The sequence below is a fragment of the Simiduia aestuariiviva genome (assembly GCF_014192475.1).
In the GTDB taxonomy this organism is placed as follows: Bacteria; Pseudomonadota; Gammaproteobacteria; order Pseudomonadales; family Cellvibrionaceae; genus Simiduia; species Simiduia aestuariiviva.
Genome location: NZ_JACHXZ010000002.1, coordinates 438,488 through 458,381, shown reverse-complemented (window position 1 = coordinate 458,381; position 19,894 = coordinate 438,488). Strand labels below are relative to the sequence as shown.

The following is a 19,894-nucleotide window of genomic DNA, read 5'->3' as shown; positions in this document are numbered from 1 at the left end:
ACATGGACTCGCTTACCTGTTTCAAAGCGTATGATATCCGCGGCAAACTCGGTGCGGAACTTAATGAGGATATTGCGTACCGAATTGGTCGCGCTTACGCGGAGTTTCTCAAGCCGGCGCAAGTCGTGGTGGGTGGCGATGTGCGATTGACCAGTGAGGCATTAAAAAATGCGTTTGCCAAAGGGTTGACCGACTCAGGTGTAAATGTGCTCGATATTGGTATGTGTGGCACAGAAGAAATCTACTTTGCGACCAGTCACCTTCGCGTGGATGGCGGCGTGGTTGTCACTGCGAGCCATAATCCAATTGATTACAACGGCATGAAGATGGTGAGGGCTAATTCAAGGCCGATTAGCAACGATACGGGTTTGCTTGAGATAAAAGGTTTGGCGGAGCGCAATCAATTTCCGCCCATTGCTGAACAAAAAGGCAGTGTTACTCAGGTAGATGTGTTGCAAGCTTATATCGAGCACTTGTTGACTTACGTAAACGTGGACAATCTCAAGCCCCTTAAGTTAGTGGTAAATGCCGGGAATGGCGCCGCAGGGCATGTTATTGATGCGATTGAAAAACACCTGCCCTTTGATATCGTCAAAATACAGCATGAGCCAAATGGAAATTTTCCCAACGGAATACCTAATCCACTGGAGGAGCACAATAGGCAGGCAACGATTGATGCTGTCCGCGAACATGGTGCCGACATGGGAATTGCCTGGGACGGGGATTTCGACCGCTGCTTCTTATTCGACGAGACGGGCGCATTTGTCGAGGGTTACTACATTGTAGGCCTGTTGGCTGAAGCGTTCTTGCTAAAGTATCCAGGTGAGAAAGTAATTCACGATCCTAGACTTACTTGGAATACGCTAGATATTGCCAAGTTAAATGGCGGGCAGGCTATTCAATCCAAAACAGGTCATGCCTTTATCAAAGAAAAGATGCGCGAAGAAGATGCGGTGTACGGCGGCGAGATGAGTGCGCATCATTATTTTAGGGATTTCTTTTATTGTGATAGCGGTATGATTCCATGGTTGTTAGTGGCTGAATTGCTCTCTGTTAAGGGTAAGTCTTTGTCGTCGTTGCTATCCGAACGGATAGCGCGCTTCCCGTCGCCGGGCGAAATTAACAGTAAGGTTAAGGATGCTACATTGGCCATTGAGCGCGTGCTTGAGCACTATGGCTCCTCTGCAACGGCGATCGATAAAACGGATGGTATAAGCGTTAGCTTTGATGATTGGCGATTTAATCTTCGCATGTCAAATACAGAACCCGTCGTACGACTCAATGTAGAAGCACGCGGTGATAGAGCACTAATGGAGCAAAAAACCAAGGATATTTTAGCGATAGTTAGGTCTTAACTAAGATATTGTACCTATTCTTTTTGGGAGGCACGGATGGCAGAGTCAAAAATGAAACCGATTACTAAGGCAATATTTCCAGTGGCGGGTATGGGCACCCGATTCCTGCCCGCGACTAAAGCGATTCCGAAGGAGATGCTTCCCATTGTGGATCGCCCCTTAATTCAATATGCGGTGGAAGAAGCCTACGCCGCCGGAATTAGGGAAATGATATTTGTCACGGGGCGTCACAAGCGTGCAATTGAGGATCACTTCGACACTGCGTTTGAATTGGAGCATGAGCTCGAGCAGGCCAATAAGCAGCAAATGCTAGAGCTCGTGCGCTCGGTAAAGCCCGCCGACATGCAGTGTGTGTACGTGCGTCAACCGCAGGCCCTGGGATTGGGGCATGCGATTTGTTGTGCAGAAGCGCTTGTTGGGAATGAGTTCTTTGCAGTTTTGTTGGCTGATGATTTGATGGTTGGCGAGCGGCCAATATTGCAGCAAATGGTTGACGTCCATCAGGAAACCGGCGGTTCAGTGTTGGCTACGCAAGATGTGCCAAAAGCACACACTTTTCGCTATGGCATATTGGATGTGCATGGTAATAAAGATCAAACTGCCAAAATTTTCGGCATGATCGAAAAGCCAGATCCCGAGGAAGCTCCTTCAACCTTGGCGGTGGCAGGTCGATATATCCTTTCACCCAATGTGTTTAAAAAAATTCGCACTCAGCCGCGTGGCGCCGGGGGCGAAATACAATTGACGGATGGCATAGCAGCGCTGTTGAATGAAGAAAATGTGTATTCTCATCGCTATAGCGGTCGTCGCTACGATTGCGGTAGTAAAGAAGGTTACCTACAAGCGACAATTGATATGGCGCTCAATAGGAGCGATCTGCGCGAGGCAGCGATTGCGCACCTCAACAAATTAAATTTTTAAGGTTTTCGAAAAATCACCCTAATGTACCCTTAGGTGCCAGTATTCCAAGTACGCTGGAACCAAGATCGGCAAAAATAATTGACACCTTAAGTCGCAGCGCTAATTGGTACGATTGAAGTAAGCAATATCCCACACAATTTGACGTTATTTGCGACAAGATTTAAACGCATTTCTGTCATAATCTGTACTTGCTGGATCGGTACAGGGCTGGCAATTCAAAGAAAAGTTATGGATGACAATTAATTAACATGGAGGTTTTCCCATGCGTAATCTACGCACTTCTACTGCTTTTTGTTTGGCAATACTTGTCGGCATGTCGTCAGTTGCAATGACTCCCATCGCATTAGCTGAGTCGGCAAAACAGGTTGCTAGCGCAAAATCGCAGGTTCAATCCAAGTCTGTAAATATCAATACAGCCTCTGCCGAGCAGCTTGCTGCTGGGCTTAAAGGGGTTGGGCTGAAAAAAGCTAAAGCGATCATTGAATACCGAAATAAAGTTGGCAAGTTCGTCAAGGTTGAGCAGCTGGCGGAAGTTAAAGGTATCGGCTCCGCAACGGTTGAGAAAAATCGTGCTTTGATTTCACTCAAGTAGTCCTTTTAACGACTCTACCGGTCAGGTGCTTTGTGTGCGTGCAGGGAGCCAGTGCCAGTACATGATGTGTCGGCAGCACCTAGGCACCTGTCCCGTAGAGTCGTTTCAGAGTTTACAGCACCCTTAACTAGCCCACCTTTCGCTGTAAACTCTTTTTCCTTTTCCCAATTAGCACATTCGGACTGATATAATTCTCGCTTTTTGAGGATGTATCGGTGACCGAAGCGCTTATTATCACTATTGATGGCCCGAGTGGCTCTGGCAAGGGCACCATAAGTCAGCGAGTGGCCCAAAAGCTTGGGCTACAACTGTTGGATAGTGGCGCCTTATATCGACTGGTGGCCTTGTGTAGTATTCGTCAGGCAGTGGATCCTGATGATGTCGTTAAACTGGCTGAGTTAGCGCGAACACTGCCCGTAAGTTTTAAGCTTGGGAGTGAAGGGGTCGCTGCATTTCTGAATGGTGAGGATGTTAGTCAGGCCATCAGATTGGAGGAGGTCGGTCTCGTAGCGTCAAAAGTAGCGGCGCTCCCAGAGGTGCGGGCCGCACTGTTAGAGCGTCAGCGGGATTTTGCCGCCCCCCCGGGTTTGGTGGCCGATGGTCGCGACATGGGTACTGTCGTGTTTCCCAATGCAACCATTAAGATATTCCTCACGGCGAGCGCAGAGGAGCGGGCAAACAGGCGTTTTAACCAGTTGAAAGCCAGAGGTGAATCTGTTAGTCTCGCGCGCTTGCTGGAGGACATCCAAGAGCGTGACTCTCGGGATATGAATCGACAGGTCTCACCCCTCAAGCCTGCAGAGGATGCTGTGATTATAGACAGCTCGCAAATGGGTATTGATGACGTGCAGGATGCGATATTAGCGATAGTCGACAATCGCTAGTTCCAAGTACGAAATTTGGTGTTTTTCAGTGGTTGTACTTAGCGGCTTTGCCAGAAAGAAAGCGCATAAGTACTTTTTATAAACCGGCCCGCAGAACTGGCTTTGCGGTACAGCGGTAGACCCCATCTTCGCCCCAAGGGCATCCTCGGTCTCCGTGTCGTATATATAGGTAGCCTCATGAGCGAAAGCTTTGCAGAACTCTTTGAAGAAAGTTTGAAATCCGTTGATATGGTCCCCGGAACAATCGTTACCGGCGTTGTTATCGATATCGACAAAGACTGGGTGACTGTTCACGCTGGTCTGAAATCTGAAGGCGTAATTCCCGCCGAGCAGTTCAAGAATGATAACGGTGAGCTGACTCTGTCCATTGGTGACGAAGTTCAGGTTGCCCTAGAAACCGTTGAAGATGGTTTCGGTGAAACCCGCCTATCCCGCGAGAAGGCCAAGCGTGCTGAAGCGTGGAAGGTTCTGGAAGCTGCACACGCTGCTGATGAAGTGGTTACCGGTGTTATCAATGGCAAGGTTAAGGGTGGTTTCACCGTTGACGTTGCCAGCATCCGCGCTTTCTTGCCAGGTTCGTTGGTTGATGTTCGCCCAGTGCGCGAAACCGCTCACCTAGAAGGTAAAGAGTTAGAATTTAAGGTTATTAAGCTGGATCAGAAGCGCAACAACGTTGTTGTTTCCCGTCGTGCAGTGCTGGAGCAAGCGAATTCCGCTGAGCGTGAAGAGCTGTTGGCGAGCCTGCAAGAAGGCATGGCGGTTAAGGGTATCGTTAAGAACCTGACCGACTACGGCGCATTCGTTGATTTGGGTGGCGTTGACGGCCTGTTGCACATCACCGATATGGCTTGGAAGCGCATTAAGCACCCAAGTGAAATCGTTGCGGTAGGCGATGAGATTGACGTTAAAGTATTGAAGTTCGATCGTGAGCGCAACCGTGTGTCTCTTGGCCTGAAGCAGTTGGGCGAAGATCCATGGGCCGCTATCACCAACCGCTACCCAGAAGGTGCTAAGGTTAAGGCCGTGGTTACCAATCTGACCGACTACGGCTGTTTTGCCGAGCTGGAAGAGGGTGTAGAAGGTCTGGTACACGTTTCAGAAATGGATTGGACCAACAAGAACATCCACCCATCTAAAGTTGTCAATGTGGGCGACGAAGTGGAAGTGATGGTTCTGGATATCGACGAAGAGCGTCGTCGTATCTCCCTGGGTATCAAGCAGTGTCAAGAAAACCCATGGGATGCGTTTGGTCGTCTGTTCGCCAAGAACGACAAGATCTCCGGTAAAATCAAGTCAATCACTGACTTCGGTATCTTCATCGGTCTCGACGGTGGCATTGACGGTTTGGTCCACTTGTCAGACATCTCTTGGAACGAAGCTGGCGAAGAAGCCGTGCGTAAGTACAAGAAGGGCGATGAGCTGGAAACCGTTATTCTTGCCATCGACCCAGAACGCGAGCGCATTTCCTTGGGTATCAAGCAGTTGGATCAAGACCCCTTCAGTGAATATGTTGCCACCAACGACAAGGGCACCATCGTTACCGGTACCGTGAAAGAAGTTGACGCAAAGGGCGCCACCATCCTTCTCGCCGATGATGTGGAAGCAACCTTGAAGGCGTCTGAAATCAGCCGCGACAAAGTTGAAGATGCTCGCAATGTACTGAAAGAAGGTGAATCTGTTGAAGCCAAGATCATCAACGTGGATCGTAAGAACCGCGTGATCAACCTTTCTGTCAAGTCTAAGGATGTTGACGATGAGAAAGCGGCTATCAAAGAGCACAGCAATAAGCAGTCAGATGCACCAGCTTCTGGTCCTGCCACTATCGGCGACCTGATCAAGGCGCAGATGCAGAGTCAAGACAAGTAAGCCTGTCTTTGCTCTAGAAAAAGGGTCGCATCGCGGCCCTTTTTTTGTGCCTAGAATTTGTGTGCCTATATCGGTAAAGAGGGGCGAAATAGGTCAAATTTTTCATGCTCAACCCTAATGCAGGGCCTGTTTTTTTAATAAAAACAGTAAGTTATCTGCCATTTTGGTTGCGAAGTCTGGAATCCTAGTGTAAAAATAACGCTATGTGCTTGAATTTCGGTGGTTTATTTCGCGCACATTGGTAAATAAGCACCAAAAACAGCCCTTCAGGAGCCAATTGATGACCAAATCGGAGCTAATTGAGCGTATCGCTCAACGGCAGGATCAGTTATCAGCCAAGGATGTAGAACTCACCGTCAAGTTGCTATTGGATTTTATGTCAGATGTGTTGGCGGCCGGTGATCGCATAGAGATCCGTGGATTTGGCAGCTTTTCACTGCACTACCGTGAACCCCGCGTTGGCAGAAACCCTAAAACCGGCGAGGCGGTAAAGTTGCCGGGCAAATACGTGCCTCATTTTAAGCCTGGAAAAGAAATGAGAGATCGCGTTAATCAAAGTCTGCATGAATACCCATAGTCATGAGTGCAATTAATCGACTTATCTCACTCTTTATCCTCCTCTTGGCGCTGATCTTGGGCGCTTGGTTTGGTTGGGATAACCAATCCCCGGTAGCCCTGCATTTTTATGGTTTCGATTTGCCACCCATTGCATCTGGGGTCGCAATTTTGGTATCGCTCGCGGTGGGCATAGTTGCTGGCTTGGCTGCGTCACAACTTGGGCTGTATCGCCTTCGTATTAAAAATCGCCAACTACAAAAACAACTAAAACGCGCAACATCCTATCCTGTCAGTGGTGACTAGCCTTGTCCAACGCAGGGATATTCTTATTGCTGCTGCTTGCCATATTGTGTGGCTATGTCATGGGAATCTATCAGCGCCGAACGGATAGTGATGATGCCGATGGTGCGCCAGATAGCAGTCAAGACCTCCTCAAAAATCTGGGTTACCTCCTTCGAGAGGAGACCGATGCAGGCTTAGATCAATTTATCCACCGTTTGGATGTGTCTCCGGCAACCCTTGATACGCACCTGGCAGTCGGCGGGTTGCTCCGGCGAAAAGGCGAGATCAGTCGCGCAATTCGGGTGCATCAGAACCTCATTTCCCGCCCAAGCTTGTCTAAGGCGCAACAGCGTCAGGCGCAAATAGAGCTGGCGCAAGATTTTGCGCAAGCTGGGCTGCTCGATCGGGCGGAGCGCCTGCTCCTTGAGTTGTTTGAAATTGATGATGCTGAACGGGAAAAAGTTGCTCAGCTGCTAGTGGATATCTATCAAGATGAACGAGAGTGGGAGCGAGCGCTGGACATCGTGAATCAGTTGGGCAAGGGGTGGTTCAATAAGCTCTCAGACCATTGGCAAACCTTGCGGGCTCACTTTCATTGCGAGCTTGCGGCGGTGGCCGTGCAGGGCGGAGATTTGCTTACGGTGCGCAGAATCCTTAAGCAAGCGCGGGCCTACCAAAAAAACCTCGCCCGAAGTTATTTGTTAGAGGCTGAAGTGGAATTACAGGCCGGCGATTCTGCGCGAGCTTTGGCGGCGCTTGAGGCTCTGTTGGCACTAGATCCCGACTCACTATATGCCGGCTTACCTGTTCTACAAGATCTGGCCAAGAAAGAGCAATATTTACCAGCTGTTAAACGATTACTGCAGCAGGGCTGGCGCCAAGCTGGCATCGCCTCCTTTGTGGTAATGGAGCTCGAGCTGGAGGTTGGCCGAGATCCAGAGGTGAGAAAAGAAATTCTAGAGGTAGCAATTCAGAAATCACCCAATCTGAGGTTGCTGGCCGCCTACTTAGCGCTTTTAATCGAGACTAATAAAGAGGTAGGCTCAGTGCTGGAGCCATTAGCGGCAATTGGTGAAAAATTAAACAAGCTGCCGCATTTTAAATGTAGTCAATGTGGCTTTGCCGGAAAGCAGGTGCATTGGTTGTGCCCGAGCTGTAAAACATGGAGCTCACTGCGACCAATAAAGGGGCTAGAAGGGGTTTAAACCCGCTGTAACCGAGTATAATGCGGCTTTTTAATTAAGGGACTATTCGCCGCATGCTGCCGCCCACCAACCACAACGACTCCCCTAGTAACGATTCCCCCATAATTGTCGCCCTCGATTACCCTACAGCGCTGCAGGCCTTAGCGATGGCGGATCAGTTAGATCCCGCTCTGTGTCGGGTAAAGGTGGGCAAGGAGTTGTTCACTGCAGAGGGGCCTGCGCTCGTTAAATCGCTAATTAAGCGCGGATTTGACGTCTTTTTAGATCTCAAGTTTCACGATATCCCGAATACCGTTGCTAAAGCCGTTGCCGTCGCCGCAGAGATGGGCGTATGGATGGTCAACGTCCACGCCAGCGGTGGCTCACGCATGATGCAAGCCGCGCGCGACGCACTGACACCCTTCGGAGACAAAGCTCCTCTGCTAATCGCGGTAACCGTTTTGACATCCAGTGCTGAGAGTGAGCTTGCAGAAATTGGGCTTGAGGGCGGTGTGGAGCAGCAGGTCCTGAAGCTAGCAAAACTCGCTAAAGGCGCTGGGCTAGACGGTGTGGTTTGTTCGGCTCGTGAGGCGTCAATATTGCGTCAAGAGATAGGCGAAGATTTTACATTGGTGACCCCCGGTATCCGCCCGGAAGGTAGCGCAAAAAACGATCAAGTGCGCACCCTGACCCCCGTGGAGGCGCTAACGAATGGCGTAAATTACATGGTTATTGGTCGCCCCGTTACCCAGTCTGCAGATCCCTCATTGGCGCTTCGGTCAATTATCGAGACACTTTGATTGGCTAGCAGTGTGCGAGGTAATCGGAATACTTATATTCCTATTTTGCAGGCGAGTATTAGAGACTAACCGTATGATTTTACGTATAATTCCGACACATTTTTGACATGCGCTGGTACATTCGTGCAAAATGCGCGCACCAGCAAGGACAGCGGTAAGAGCTCCAATATGACTTCTAAATACAAGCTTACACATTTACAGCAGCTTGAAGCTGAAAGTATCCATATCATTCGCGAAGTAGCAGCCGAATTCGATAACCCTGTAATGCTCTACTCTGTTGGGAAAGACTCAGCAGTTATGATGCATTTGACCATGAAGGCTTTTTATCCGGGCAAGCCTCCATTCCCGTTGATGCACGTGGATACTACCTGGAAATTCAAAGAGATGATTGAGTTCCGTGATGAGCGGGTTAAGGAGCTTGGTTGGGACTTGATCGTCCATATTAATGAGGATGGCGTAAAGCAGGGCGTAGGCCCATTTACGCACGGTAGCGCGAAGCATACTGACATCATGAAAACGCAGGCATTAAAGCAAGCGTTAACCAAGCACGGCTTTGATGCCGCTTTTGGTGGTGCTCGTCGCGATGAGGAAAAGTCGCGGGCGAAAGAGCGCGTTTACTCCTTTCGCGATAAATATCATCGCTGGGATCCGAAAAATCAACGCCCTGAACTGTGGAGTATCTATAACGGTCGAGTAGACAAGGGCGAAAGCATTCGGGTTTTTCCCTTATCCAACTGGACCGAGCTTGATATTTGGCAATACATCCATCTTGAAGGTATTCCAATAGTACCATTGTATTTTGCGGCAAAGCGCCCGGTTGTAGAAAAGGATGGCGTTTTGATTATGGTTGATGACCACCGAATGCCCATTGAATCGGGCGAGACCGTGGAGGAAAAGATGGTTCGTTTCCGCACGTTAGGTTGTTATCCATTGACCGGTGCAGTTGAATCAACAGCGTCAACCCTTCCAGAAATTATTCAAGAGATGTTGCTGACAAAAACAAGCGAACGTCAGGGTAGAGTCATTGATAATGACAGCTCCGGTAGTATGGAAAAGAAAAAACAAGAAGGATATTTTTGATTTGCCCTGAGTTTATTTGAGGGTGAGACATAGTTGAATAAACATTACTGAATAGTCACAAAGATAGGCCCCACGAAAAAACGTGGGGCCTTCAGATTTATGGAGTGCCAAATGAGTCACCAATCATCACTGATTGCATCAGATATCGATCAATATTTAGAGCAACACCAAAACAAAGAGATGTTGCGTTTTTTGACTTGCGGCAGCGTTGATGATGGGAAATCTACATTAATTGGCCGTTTGCTGCATGACTCTAAGATGATATTTGAAGATCAACTGGCGGCAATAGAAAAAGATTCGACTAAGCACGGCACCACCGGTGAGAAAATTGATTTAGCGTTATTGGTGGATGGCCTGCAGGCAGAGAGAGAGCAGGGCATTACAATTGATGTTGCTTATCGCTATTTCTCTACAGAAAAGCGAAAATTCATTATCGCTGATACTCCTGGTCATGAGCAGTATACGCGCAATATGGTAACGGGTGCCTCCACCTGTGATTTGGCCATTATTTTGATTGATGCGCGTTATGGTGTGCAAACACAAACGCGTAGGCACAGTTACATAGCTTCTCTTCTTGGCATAAAGCACATAGTCGTGGCAGTGAACAAAATGGATCTTCTCGACTTTTCACAAGAAAAGTTCGATGCCATTAAATCGGATTACGAGCAGCTTGCCGAAAAGCTTGGAATGAGTGACGTTTATTATGTGCCGATGTCCGCGCTTGACGGCGATAACGTCGTAGACCGTTCGGCCAAGGCCAACTGGTATCAGGGTAAAACCTTGATGGAAATTTTGGAAACAGTTGAAATTGCAAAAGACAGAAATTTGTCCGACTTCCGATTTCCAGTACAGTATGTTAATCGACCTAATTTAGATTTTCGTGGCTACTGCGGCACTGTCGCATCTGGAGTGATTGCCATAGGTGATGAAGTCAAGGTATTGCCCAGCGGGAAAACCAGCACAGTTAGTGCGATTGAAACGGCTGATGGGAGGTTGAATGAAGCTTTCGTTGATCAGTCTGTCACCCTAACATTAGCTGACGAAATTGATGTTAGCCGTGGCGATATGCTCGTTAAAGCCCACGACCCAATCAAGGGTGCTGCAGAATTAGATGCTCACCTAGTCTGGATGAGTGAAGAGCCTTTATCGCAGGACAAAGAATATTTATTTAAGTTTTCAAGTAAAGTTGTTAGCGGCCACGTGGATAAAGTCCAACATCGCATTGATGTTAATACGCAGCTTCCAGAATCCGTAGATAGTTTACAGCTTAACGATATTGCGCGGGTTACCGCACAGTTTAGCCAGCACGTGGTAGTAGATACCTACCAAACAAACCGTGCTACAGGTGCGTTTATTGTTATCGATCGTGTATCTAATATCACGGTTGGCGCTGGTATGGTTATTAGTGTGTCTCAGTCATTGATGGCCTCAAAAGAAGAGTCCTCTCACTCAGAGTTTGAGTTAGAGCTTAATGCATTGATAAGAAAGCACTTTCCTCATTGGAATGCGCTAGACCTTAGCAAATAGACGGTGCCAGCTTATGCGGAATAGAAAAGGAATTGTATTGGCTGGTGGTAGCGGTACCCGGCTCTACCCAATAACACGGGGTGTGTCTAAGCAGTTGATGCCCATTTATGATAAGCCAATGATTTACTATCCCATCACTACGCTTATGTTGGCGGGAATCCGAGATATTTTGTTAATCACCACGGCAGAGGATTTGCCTCAGTTTCAGCGTCTGCTTGGCGACGGCTCAGACTGGGGGATTAATCTAAGTTACGTGGTGCAGCCATCACCTGATGGCCTTGCGCAAGCGTTTATTCTGGGTGAGACGTTTCTAGATGGGGCTCCTTCCTGTTTGGTTTTAGGCGACAATATTTTCTACGGGCATGGTTTTTTTAAGCTGCTAAGTGCAGCAAATAGTCGAGAAGAGGGCGCTACTGTATTTGGATATCATGTTGATGATCCTACTGCATATGGTGTTGCAGAGTTTGACCAGCACGGCAAGGTGATTAGCATTGAAGAAAAGCCAAAGAATCCAAAGTCAAATTATGCTGTAACGGGACTATATTTTTACGACGATTCTGTTTGCGATTTAGCTAAATCATTAACGCCATCCCCGCGCGGTGAGCTTGAAATCACAGATTTGAATAATCTGTATTTGGAGCAAGGGCGGCTAAATGTAGAAGTCATGGGGCGAGGATTTACATGGTTGGATACCGGTACTCATGGAAATTTGCTTAGTGCAGCGCAGTATGTTGAGACGATTGAGCAGCGGCAGGGTCTGCGAATAAGTTGCCCAGAAGAGGTGGCGTATCGCATGGGCTTTATTTCTGATGAGCAGCTTGAGAGGCTGGCCAACAGTCTAATAAAGAGTGGGTATGGTCAATATTTGTTAAAAGTTTTAGCTGACAGTGTCAGGGTCTCTGGTGATCTCGCAAAAAGGCTTGCCGTATGATCGTGCTTGAGACTTCTATCTCATGCGTAAAAGTATTATCGCCAAAAGTATTTGGTGATGATCGTGGCTATTTTATGGAAACTTTCCGTGACGATTGGTTTAGGGAAAATGTTGCAGACGTTAATTTTGTTCAGGATAACCAGTCGAGTTCGGGAAAATATACCCTAAGGGGATTGCATTACCAGTTAGTGCAGACTCAAGGAAAGCTTGTGCGAGTTATTTCGGGTGAGGTGTTTGACGTTGCGGTAGATGTTCGTGAGGGTTCTCCTACTTTCGGTCATTGGGTGGGCGAATATCTGTCCGCTGAAAATCGCAAACAGCTTTGGGTGCCGCCAGGATTCGCTCACGGGTTTATGGTCACTTCTGATGAAGCAGAGTTTGTCTACAAGTGTACCGATTACTACCATCCGGATAGCGAAGTGTCTATCGCTTGGAATGACCCGTTATTGGCTATAGATTGGCCTATTCCCGACAGCACCAATCCAGTAGTTTCTGAAAAAGATGAGCTTGGTTGCAGTCTTGCGGCAGCGCCCTCATTTCCCTATGAAAAGGCATAGGTTGTGGATTCAATTCAGTCATGCCAAAAAGCAAAGCCGACCGTATTGGTGGTTGGTAGTAATGGGCAGTTAGCAAAAGCGCTATTTCGCAATTGTCCGCAACGCTTTGCCATAGAGTGTTGGGGGCGAGCAGACGTCGACGTATTCAATATTGCAATGCTAAAAAAGCGCATTGCCAAGCTTAATCCAAAAGTCTTGATTAACGCTGCGGCTTATACGGCAGTTGATTTAGCTGAAGCAGACGCACAGGCAGCATTTGATTTAAACGCAATTGCTGTCGAAAATCTCGCATCAATTGCACGCGATCAATCCATTGCATTTATACATGTTTCCACAGACTTCGTTTTTGATGGAAAAAGCTCTCTGCCTTACCGGCCGGAATCAGCAACTAACCCTCTCAGCGTCTATGGTGAAAGCAAATTAGAGGGCGAGCTGGCGGTATCTAAGCTTGAGCCGCAGCAAGCTGTCGTAGTGAGGACTGCTTGGGTCTATTCCATGGAAGGAAAAAACTTCCTGACTACAATGCTGCGTATTATGCAGGAGCGCGATTCATTGAGTGTGGTGTGTGATCAAATTGGCACGCCGACATCAGCTGATTCTTTGGCGAGAGTGCTCTTTCATATTGCGGCTCGCCTTATTAGTGAAAAAGAATCTCCCAGGGGAGTGGAGTTACATCACTGGACTGATGCTGGGGTGGCGAGCTGGTACGATTTCGCGAAAGCGATCGAAGCAATTGCGGTGCAGTTGGGCTTGTTAAAAAGCTCAATAGATATCAAGCCGATTGCAACGGAAGATTATCCGACACCCGCGAAGCGGCCTGCTTATAGTGTGCTTGATAAATCTAAAACTGTTGAGCGCTTTGGATTGGTTCAAAGTCATTGGCAAGAAGAACTAAAAAAATGTCTTATGGAAATGGTCAGATTGAAAATGGAAAACAGTCGATGAGTAATAGGTCGCTATTGGTAACTGGTGGAGCCGGTTTTATCGGTGCGAATTTCATACATTACTGGAGTAAGAAGTATCCGAATGATTTTATAGTGATACTTGATGCGCTCACTTATGCCGGTAATAAACGAAGTTTAGATGCTGTTTTAGATTCTGGCCGCATTCATTTTGTTCAGGGCGACATTTGTAATGAAGGGCTTGTTGCCGATCTGTTATCGCGACATAACATATGCACGATTGTGCATTTTGCTGCTGAGTCACATGTGGATCGCTCAATAACGGGTCCAGATGCTTTTATCGAGACCAATATTCTGGGAACGTATAGCCTACTAAAGGCAGCTAAGGCATTTTGGCTGGATCAGCCATTAAGTCAGGGGGCGCCCGAACGCCAGCACCGTTTCCATCATGTTAGTACGGATGAGGTGTATGGCACACTTGGCCCAACTGATCCCGCATTTACAGAACAAACCGCATATGCCCCGAACTCTCCGTACTCAGCCAGTAAAGCCGCTTCGGATCACTTGGTAAGAGCTTATCATCATACTTATGGGCTAAATGTAACAACCTCCAATTGTTCAAATAATTATGGTCCCTATCACTTTCCGGAAAAACTGATTCCGTTAATCATTACTAACGTTTTGCAAGAGAAACCTTTACCTGTCTATGGTGACGGAAAGCAGGTGCGAGATTGGCTTTATGTAGAAGATCACGCACGTGGTATTGATCTTGTATTAAGCAAAGGTAGGGTTGGAGAGAATTACAATATTGGTGGCCACAATGAGTGGCAGAATATAGACATTGTTCAGTTAGTATGCGGTTTGATGGATCAGAAATTTACTGATGATACAACTTTAATTGAGAGGTTCCCCCAAGCAGTATCTGCCGCTAATGGCACCAGCGCCTCATTAATAACTTATGTTGAGGATCGGGCAGGACACGACCGTCGTTACGCGATAGATGCTACTAAAACTAAATTGGAGTTGGGGTATTCGCCGCAGGAAAGTTTTGAAAGCGGGATTCGTAAGACCGTAGCCTGGTATTTAGAGAACGACAATTGGTGGCGACCGCTGCTTTGATTTTATTTTGTATCGCAATATAAAGGCGGAATGTAGAAAATGTTGTTTGTTGTCGGTATGCACCGTTCAGGCACTTCGTTTGCAGCTAATTGGCTGCGTGACATAGGTTTGAATTTCGGTGAAGATTCAATGCTTTTAGAGCCGCAAGCCGATAATGCTGATGGATTTGTTGAGCACAAAAATGTAGTTGATCTTAATGACAGATTGCTAGGTTTTCACAATCAAAGTTGGTTTCGTCCTAATGGTAACGTAGAGCTCAGTGCGGCTGAACAAGAAAAAATCATTGAATTAAGAGCCTCGTTAGAAAAAGCTGGCGTTGAAGCGATTAAAGATCCGCGCCTTTCACTTCTGATTCCTTATTGGGTCCGGAAGGGTGACCAGCTTGTTGTTTGCCTCAGAGATCCAGGTGAGGTGGCCGCTTCACTATTGAGGCGCGACCATTTTCCAATAGAAGTTTCCGTATCTCTTTGGTTGATATATAACCATTTTATAGCGAAACAGTTAAAAAACCGAGAGCATGAAATATTCTGGTTCTCGGAATTAGAGCGAAAAGCTGACTCTATAGCGGATGGTGTTTCTAATTTAGTACAGCGCAGTCTGACGTCGGTGATGACTGCACTAAATAATAGATTCAAGCCAGCAATGGCCACATCAAGAAGTGGCGGCAACCAAAAAATAAGTGATCCGATTTATATCTTAGCGCGAGAAGTGTATCGAAAGTGTGTTGAGGCCAATAGTATCACTCCTTTTTTAGATGTAAAGCTAGGTGGTGCTATAGAACTGGTTGATACCTTTTATAGCTTGATAGCAGAATCCCGAGCATTGAGAGAGTTAAAGCCTAAGCATCTTTCGCTGAAAAATCATGCAGACGGTTTACAAGCGGCTTTGGATGTTCGTAATAAAGAGTTCGAGTTGCTGGCAAGTGCACATAATGAGGAGCTCAAAAATAGTGAGCTGGCACAAGCGAAATTCAAAAGCATGGAGGCTGAATTTAGGGCCGAAAATCAACGTTTAAATGCAGGTGTTCAAGAATTACGGGCTGGAAACGATACGCTACGAGATGAAAATAAATTGTTGCGAGATGAGAATCACCTGCTGCAAGCTGAGTACAGCTCCTTAGTAGAATTATTAGCTAAGCCTATCGGTCGCCTACTATATAATTTCTTTAGGCTCTACAAATTATTCACCTTTAGGAAAGGCGTTGAAACCGTTTTTGACAGAATTTTTTATCATGCAGAACAGCAAAGAAAACACAATAGAAAACAGTTAGACGTTCCCGAAAAATTACATGCAGCGATGCGGGTGATCGAATTTTTACTTAAGAATCCTGGGATTGCTTCACGTAACCTTACTTGGAGAAACGTCAGAATATTTGCACGTCGATTTGGATCCAATCAAAGTGATTTCAAACAGTGGCTTGATGCTCGAATTCCAGAAACAATTGGAGTGAGAGAAGTCTATATTGAGAAATTTGACTGGTCGGAGAGGATTAAGTTCCCAGTTGCGCCAACACCAAAGGTAAGCATTATAGTACCAGTCTATAATCAGGTGGAAATCACATTATCGCTATTGAAATCTTTGGTGAAGTACACGAGCGGTCAGTATGAGGTGATTTTGGCCGATGATTGCTCTACGGATCGTACTCAAGAAATCCAAAATTACGTTGAAAACATAATTCATATAAGAAATTCAGAGAATCTCGGTTTTTTGTTGAATTGCAACAACGCCGCTCAGCATGCAAAAGGCAAGATTGTTGTTTTCTTAAACAACGATACCAATGTCACTGAGGGCTGGCTAAATTCTATAGTTGATTGCTTTGAGGATTCTACAGTAGGGGTCGTTGGTCCCAAAATTCTGTTTGCAAATGGGCAATTACAGGAGGCCGGCGGGATTATTTGGAAGGATGGATCTGGTTGGAATTATGGTCGGATGAAAGACCCAGAGGCGCCTGAGTACAACTACTTCAAAGATGTAGACTATGTTTCAGGTTGCTGTCTGGCGGTGCGGACTGATATCTGGAATGAGATTGGCGGCTTTGATCAGCGATATGTGCCTGCATACTATGAAGATACAGATATTTGTTTTGAAGCGAGAAGGTTGGGTTACCGAGTTGTGTATCAACCTAGATCTGTTGTTGTGCATCTGGAGGGGGCATCTCATGGCACAGATACTAATACTGGAATCAAAAAATATCAGCTCGTAAATCAGGAAAAATTTGTCCAGAAGTGGCGCTCTGTTCTTGATAGTCATTTCGAAAATGGCGTTGATGTATTCCATGCTAGAGATAGGTCCGCGACTAAGCTGACCATGCTTTTTATTGATCACTACGTACCTCACTACGATAAAGATGCGGGTAGTAGGGCTGTTTTTATGTATCTACAAATCATGATAGATATGGGTTTCAACATTAAGTTCATTGGGGACAATTTTTATAAGCATGAGCCTTACACAAGTAAGTTACAGTCGATGGGTGTAGAGGTTTTGTATGGGAATTTTTACGCAGCGAATATAGAAAGCTGGATTGATAGTAATGCAAGTTGTATTGATGCCGCATTTGTTAATAGGCCGCATATTGCAGAGCGTTACGTAAATCAAATAAAAAAATTAGGAATTATGTTGATCTATTTTGGCCATGATCTTCATTTTCTGCGACTGGGTCGTCAGGCTTTACATGAAAAATCCAAGTATTTAAAGAAAGAAGCAGACGATTGGGAACGGAGAGAGTTAGCGGTAATAGATCAGGCTGATATTGTTTACTATCCGTCTAGCGTAGAGGTAGACCTGCTAGTTGAAAAGTACGGTATAAATAGCGCGAAAGTCCTGCCGCTTTTTGCATATTCGCATGCGCAAGTTGATTACCAAGCAGGTTCACGAAAAGGGTCCATCTTTGTCGGCGGCTTTGGCCACCCTCCCAATGTTGATGCCGTCGAATGGTTGTATTCTGAAGTTTTTCCAAAGCTTGGCGAGGAGGCATTGCCAATCTATATTGTGGGTTCTAATGTGCCAGATCATATTAGGCAGATGAACGATTCAAACTTCCAGGTTCTAGGGTTTCTTTCAGATGAAGAACTGCACAATATTTATAAGCAGGTTCGATCGGCGTTAGTCCCACTACGTTTTGGCGCTGGGGTAAAAGGTAAGTTGTTAGAGGCAATGTACTTTGGGTTGCCTGTGGTGTCCACATCAATTGGTTTGGAAGGGTTGGGCGGCCTTGACAGGATGTATGCATATGACTCCGCCGATGAATTTGCTAACCGTGTTCGAGAGCTGGCCTCTGACACAGATGTTGCTTCTAAGGCTTCCAGTTTTTCCTTAAGTTACGTAAACAGCAATTTTAGTAAAGGTTCGCTTCGAGATATTTTTGAAAAAGATATAGTGCAAAGTTGGTTAAATTTGAATGGGTAATATTATTTTTCGTCCGGATATCGAAGGCCTGCGAGGATGGGCAGTTCTTTTAGTTGTTCTATATCATCTTGGCTTTGAAGCGCTTTCGGGAGGATATGTAGGCGTTGATGTTTTTTTTGTAATATCTGGCTACTTGATAACTGGTATAATTCTTAAAGATGTTGATGGGGGGCAGTTTTCTTTTAAGACATTCTATCTTCGTCGAATTCGAAGATTACTTCCAGCCTTGGTTTCAGTCATACTGTTAACCTTAATATCTGCACTATTTTTATTGGACCCTCCGGAAATAGTCGCCTTAACACATTCTGCTATAGCGGCAATATTTTCATTATCCAATATACTTTTTTATTCGGAATCCGGCTATTGGGATGCTGCTTCAGCCTCTAAACCTTTGCTACATACTTGGTCGCTCTCCGTAGAAGAGCAGTTTTATTTAATTTGGCCCGTTTTTCTATTTTTCTTCTTTAAAGCAGCCTCACAACTAACCAGAGCTCTGTTGTTAGGGGTAATTGTCTTGCTTGGTTGCATCTTGTCAGCTTATATGACAACGCTGGACTCTAGTGCAGCTTTTTTCCTAACTCCTTTTAGGGTCTTTCAGTTCGCATTTGGAGCTTTTGTATATCAATGCATCCAAACTTACCCGCATGCTCTTGAATTGGGTAGCTTCTCGCAGTCTTTAATTCGCGTTCTTTCTTGCCTAGTCTTGCTGTATTCAGCAATTACTTTGTCGGATGCTTCACATTATCCGGGATGGCTAGCAATCATACCTACGGTTGCGACTGGGGCGCTGCTTCTAATTCGCGGCAATGAAATTAGCTTTTTTGAAAGGCTGCTATTTACAAACCGGTTCATACGCTGGTTTGGTAAAATCTCTTACTCTTTATATCTTTTACATTGGCCTGTAATTGTATTTTTTACATATGCTGTGCTGCGAGATATGAATAATAATGATCGTTTAATCCTGTTTGTTGTGAGTGTTCTTTTGGCGGTGATATTAAATAGCGTCGTGGAGAACTATTTTTATCGTCGGAGTGGTCTTGGTGTATTTGAATCGCCCCGTCGTATATCGTTAACTGGATTTTTGACGGCTTCATTCGCGACCTTTTTTGTTCTTGTGGCCATTAATATTTTTTATGAAGGTAGAGTGTTATCTGATCAAGTATCTCTGACAAAAGCAATGGTAGATGAGGGCAAGCGTGATCGCTATAAGTTCTCAAGATTAGCCTGCCGCTTGTCAAAATACCCGTCTCATAAAGCCTGCCAAAATCTAGATGGTAGCCGTGTGCTGTTTATGGGCAATTCCCATGAAACTGATGGATATAATTTCTATAGAGGGTTTGTGGGTCGGGATATTAATTCAGAGGCTATTCTTTTCGGTCAGACAAATTCATGTCCAAAAATTATATCCGAAAATGGCGTTTGGCGGTCAGCTGATAAGCAGTGCCAAAAACGTTTGAATCTGTTGCAAAGTGAATCGTTTTTAAAAACTATAGACACTATTGTCTACTCGGCTAACAAGCCTTTCTTCATTAACAAGTTGAAATTTTATGAGTTTTTTAAGCAGGTAAAAGCAGTAAATTCGGACATCAAACTTATCGTTCTTGGTGGGTTTCTTAATACTAAGTATCCCTGCTCATTGCTGGTAAACAGATTTGGAAGTGCGGGAGCTTGTTTTCAAAAAGAGTTTATTAGCTATTTTCCATATAATGAAAATAGACATAAACTTTATGGGGGCTTCATTTCTTTGGCTGATATTTATGTGGATAAGGTCGAAATAATGTGTGAGGAAAGAGCTCCGGCTAATTGCATTAATACCACAAGTTCAGGCCAGCCCGTATTCTTCGATTCGCATCATCTGTCTCGTTCATATGCTGAGTTAATAGGTGCCACCTTTAGGTCTTTCTATACAGGCCATTAATATTGAAAGTTTC

The 19,894-nt window shown here is 45.8% G+C and carries 17 protein-coding genes; all 17 read left to right on the top strand.

The genetic code is table 11. From position 1 onward, the window contains the following. Nucleotides 1-2: 2 nt before the first annotated feature. The 17 genes from FHS30_RS07675 to FHS30_RS07595 all read left to right on the top strand — a co-directional run bounded on the left by FHS30_RS07675 (nt 3) and on the right by FHS30_RS07595 (nt 19,881). Entirely contained in the window at nt 3-1,355 is a 1,353-nt protein-coding gene (locus FHS30_RS07675) for a phosphohexomutase domain-containing protein (protein WP_183909869.1), read from the top strand. A gap of 51 nt (nt 1,356-1,406) precedes the next feature. After that, complete coding sequence (gene galU, locus FHS30_RS07670) at nt 1,407-2,276, top strand: UTP--glucose-1-phosphate uridylyltransferase GalU (RefSeq protein WP_183909868.1); 870 nt, start codon at nt 1,407-1,409, stop codon at nt 2,274-2,276. Nucleotides 2,277-2,538: 262 nt separating this feature from the next. Next, nucleotides 2,539-2,868, top strand: a complete 330-nt coding sequence (locus FHS30_RS07665; protein ID WP_183909867.1) for a ComEA family DNA-binding protein — start codon at nt 2,539-2,541, stop codon at nt 2,866-2,868. Nucleotides 2,869-3,083: 215 nt separating this feature from the next. Beyond that, the gene (cmk, locus tag FHS30_RS07660; protein ID WP_183909866.1) at nt 3,084-3,752 is read left to right on the top strand and encodes a (d)CMP kinase; all 669 of its coding nucleotides are present in this window, start codon (nt 3,084-3,086) and stop codon (nt 3,750-3,752) included. A 177-nt stretch (nt 3,753-3,929) separates the two neighbouring features. Beyond that, a complete protein-coding gene (gene rpsA / locus FHS30_RS07655; protein ID WP_183909865.1) occupies nt 3,930-5,618 on the top strand; it encodes a 30S ribosomal protein S1 in 1,689 nt (562 codons plus the stop codon). Between the two features lie 238 nt (nt 5,619-5,856). Further along, on the top strand, nt 5,857-6,195 hold the full coding sequence (locus tag FHS30_RS07650; RefSeq protein ID WP_281368231.1) for an integration host factor subunit beta: 339 nt from the start codon (nt 5,857-5,859) through the stop codon (nt 6,193-6,195). 2 nt (nt 6,196-6,197) lie between these two features. Next, complete coding sequence (locus FHS30_RS07645) at nt 6,198-6,479, top strand: LapA family protein (protein WP_183909863.1); 282 nt, start codon at nt 6,198-6,200, stop codon at nt 6,477-6,479. 26 nt (nt 6,480-6,505) lie between these two features. After that, nucleotides 6,506-7,663 (top strand): hypothetical protein, encoded by a 1,158-nt coding sequence (locus tag FHS30_RS07640; protein ID WP_221197207.1) that lies wholly within the window; start codon nt 6,506-6,508, stop codon nt 7,661-7,663. Nucleotides 7,664-7,716: 53 nt separating this feature from the next. Next, nucleotides 7,717-8,442 carry an orotidine-5'-phosphate decarboxylase gene (gene pyrF, locus FHS30_RS07635; protein WP_183909861.1) on the top strand — a complete coding sequence of 242 codons (726 nt, stop codon included), beginning with the start codon at nt 7,717-7,719 and terminating at the stop codon, nt 8,440-8,442. A 123-nt stretch (nt 8,443-8,565) separates the two neighbouring features. After that, nucleotides 8,566-9,522, top strand: coding sequence for a sulfate adenylyltransferase subunit CysD (cysD, locus tag FHS30_RS07630; RefSeq protein ID WP_343048940.1), 957 nt, complete (start codon nt 8,566-8,568; stop codon nt 9,520-9,522). A gap of 111 nt (nt 9,523-9,633) precedes the next feature. Then, on the top strand, nt 9,634-11,049 hold the full coding sequence (gene cysN / locus FHS30_RS07625) for a sulfate adenylyltransferase subunit CysN (RefSeq protein ID WP_183909859.1): 1,416 nt from the start codon (nt 9,634-9,636) through the stop codon (nt 11,047-11,049). 13 nt (nt 11,050-11,062) lie between these two features. After that, on the top strand, nt 11,063-11,980 hold the full coding sequence (gene rfbA, locus FHS30_RS07620) for a glucose-1-phosphate thymidylyltransferase RfbA (protein ID WP_183909858.1): 918 nt from the start codon (nt 11,063-11,065) through the stop codon (nt 11,978-11,980). Next, on the top strand, nt 11,977-12,537 hold the full coding sequence (rfbC, locus tag FHS30_RS07615) for a dTDP-4-dehydrorhamnose 3,5-epimerase (RefSeq protein WP_183909857.1): 561 nt from the start codon (nt 11,977-11,979) through the stop codon (nt 12,535-12,537). Before rfbA ends, rfbC begins: the two co-directional genes overlap by 4 nt. A gap of 3 nt (nt 12,538-12,540) precedes the next feature. Then, the gene (gene rfbD, locus FHS30_RS07610) at nt 12,541-13,482 is read left to right on the top strand and encodes a dTDP-4-dehydrorhamnose reductase (RefSeq protein ID WP_343048939.1); all 942 of its coding nucleotides are present in this window, start codon (nt 12,541-12,543) and stop codon (nt 13,480-13,482) included. Next, nucleotides 13,437-14,558 (top strand): dTDP-glucose 4,6-dehydratase, encoded by a 1,122-nt coding sequence (gene rfbB / locus FHS30_RS07605; protein WP_246341218.1) that lies wholly within the window; start codon nt 13,437-13,439, stop codon nt 14,556-14,558. The genes rfbD and rfbB overlap by 46 nt, the downstream gene beginning before the upstream one ends. 39 nt (nt 14,559-14,597) lie before the next feature. Beyond that, on the top strand, nt 14,598-17,963 hold the full coding sequence (locus FHS30_RS07600; protein ID WP_183909856.1) for a glycosyltransferase: 3,366 nt from the start codon (nt 14,598-14,600) through the stop codon (nt 17,961-17,963). Then, the gene (locus FHS30_RS07595; protein WP_183909855.1) at nt 17,956-19,881 is read left to right on the top strand and encodes an acyltransferase family protein; all 1,926 of its coding nucleotides are present in this window, start codon (nt 17,956-17,958) and stop codon (nt 19,879-19,881) included. The genes FHS30_RS07600 and FHS30_RS07595 overlap by 8 nt, the downstream gene beginning before the upstream one ends. The last annotated feature ends 13 nt before the right edge of the window (nt 19,882-19,894 follow it).

Bases quoted from the DNA above. Each gene is read 5' to 3' on its own strand.
- FHS30_RS07675 (WP_183909869.1), top strand. From the start codon at position 3: ATGGACTCGCTTACCTGTTTCAAAGCGTATGATATCCGCGGCAAACTC.
- galU (WP_183909868.1), top strand. From the start codon at position 1,407: ATGAAACCGATTACTAAGGCAATATTTCCAGTGGCGGGTATGGGCACC.
- FHS30_RS07665 (WP_183909867.1), top strand. From the start codon at position 2,539: ATGCGTAATCTACGCACTTCTACTGCTTTTTGTTTGGCAATACTTGTC.
- rpsA (WP_183909865.1), top strand. From the start codon at position 3,930: ATGAGCGAAAGCTTTGCAGAACTCTTTGAAGAAAGTTTGAAATCCGTT.
- FHS30_RS07645 (WP_183909863.1), top strand. From the start codon at position 6,198: ATGAGTGCAATTAATCGACTTATCTCACTCTTTATCCTCCTCTTGGCG.
- pyrF (WP_183909861.1), top strand. From the start codon at position 7,717: ATGCTGCCGCCCACCAACCACAACGACTCCCCTAGTAACGATTCCCCC.
- cysN (WP_183909859.1), top strand. From the start codon at position 9,634: ATGAGTCACCAATCATCACTGATTGCATCAGATATCGATCAATATTTA.
- rfbA (WP_183909858.1), top strand. From the start codon at position 11,063: ATGCGGAATAGAAAAGGAATTGTATTGGCTGGTGGTAGCGGTACCCGG.
- rfbC (WP_183909857.1), top strand. From the start codon at position 11,977: ATGATCGTGCTTGAGACTTCTATCTCATGCGTAAAAGTATTATCGCCA.
- rfbB (WP_246341218.1), top strand. From the start codon at position 13,437: ATGTCTTATGGAAATGGTCAGATTGAAAATGGAAAACAGTCGATGAGT.
- FHS30_RS07600 (WP_183909856.1), top strand. From the start codon at position 14,598: ATGTTGTTTGTTGTCGGTATGCACCGTTCAGGCACTTCGTTTGCAGCT.
- FHS30_RS07595 (WP_183909855.1), top strand. From the start codon at position 17,956: ATGGGTAATATTATTTTTCGTCCGGATATCGAAGGCCTGCGAGGATGG.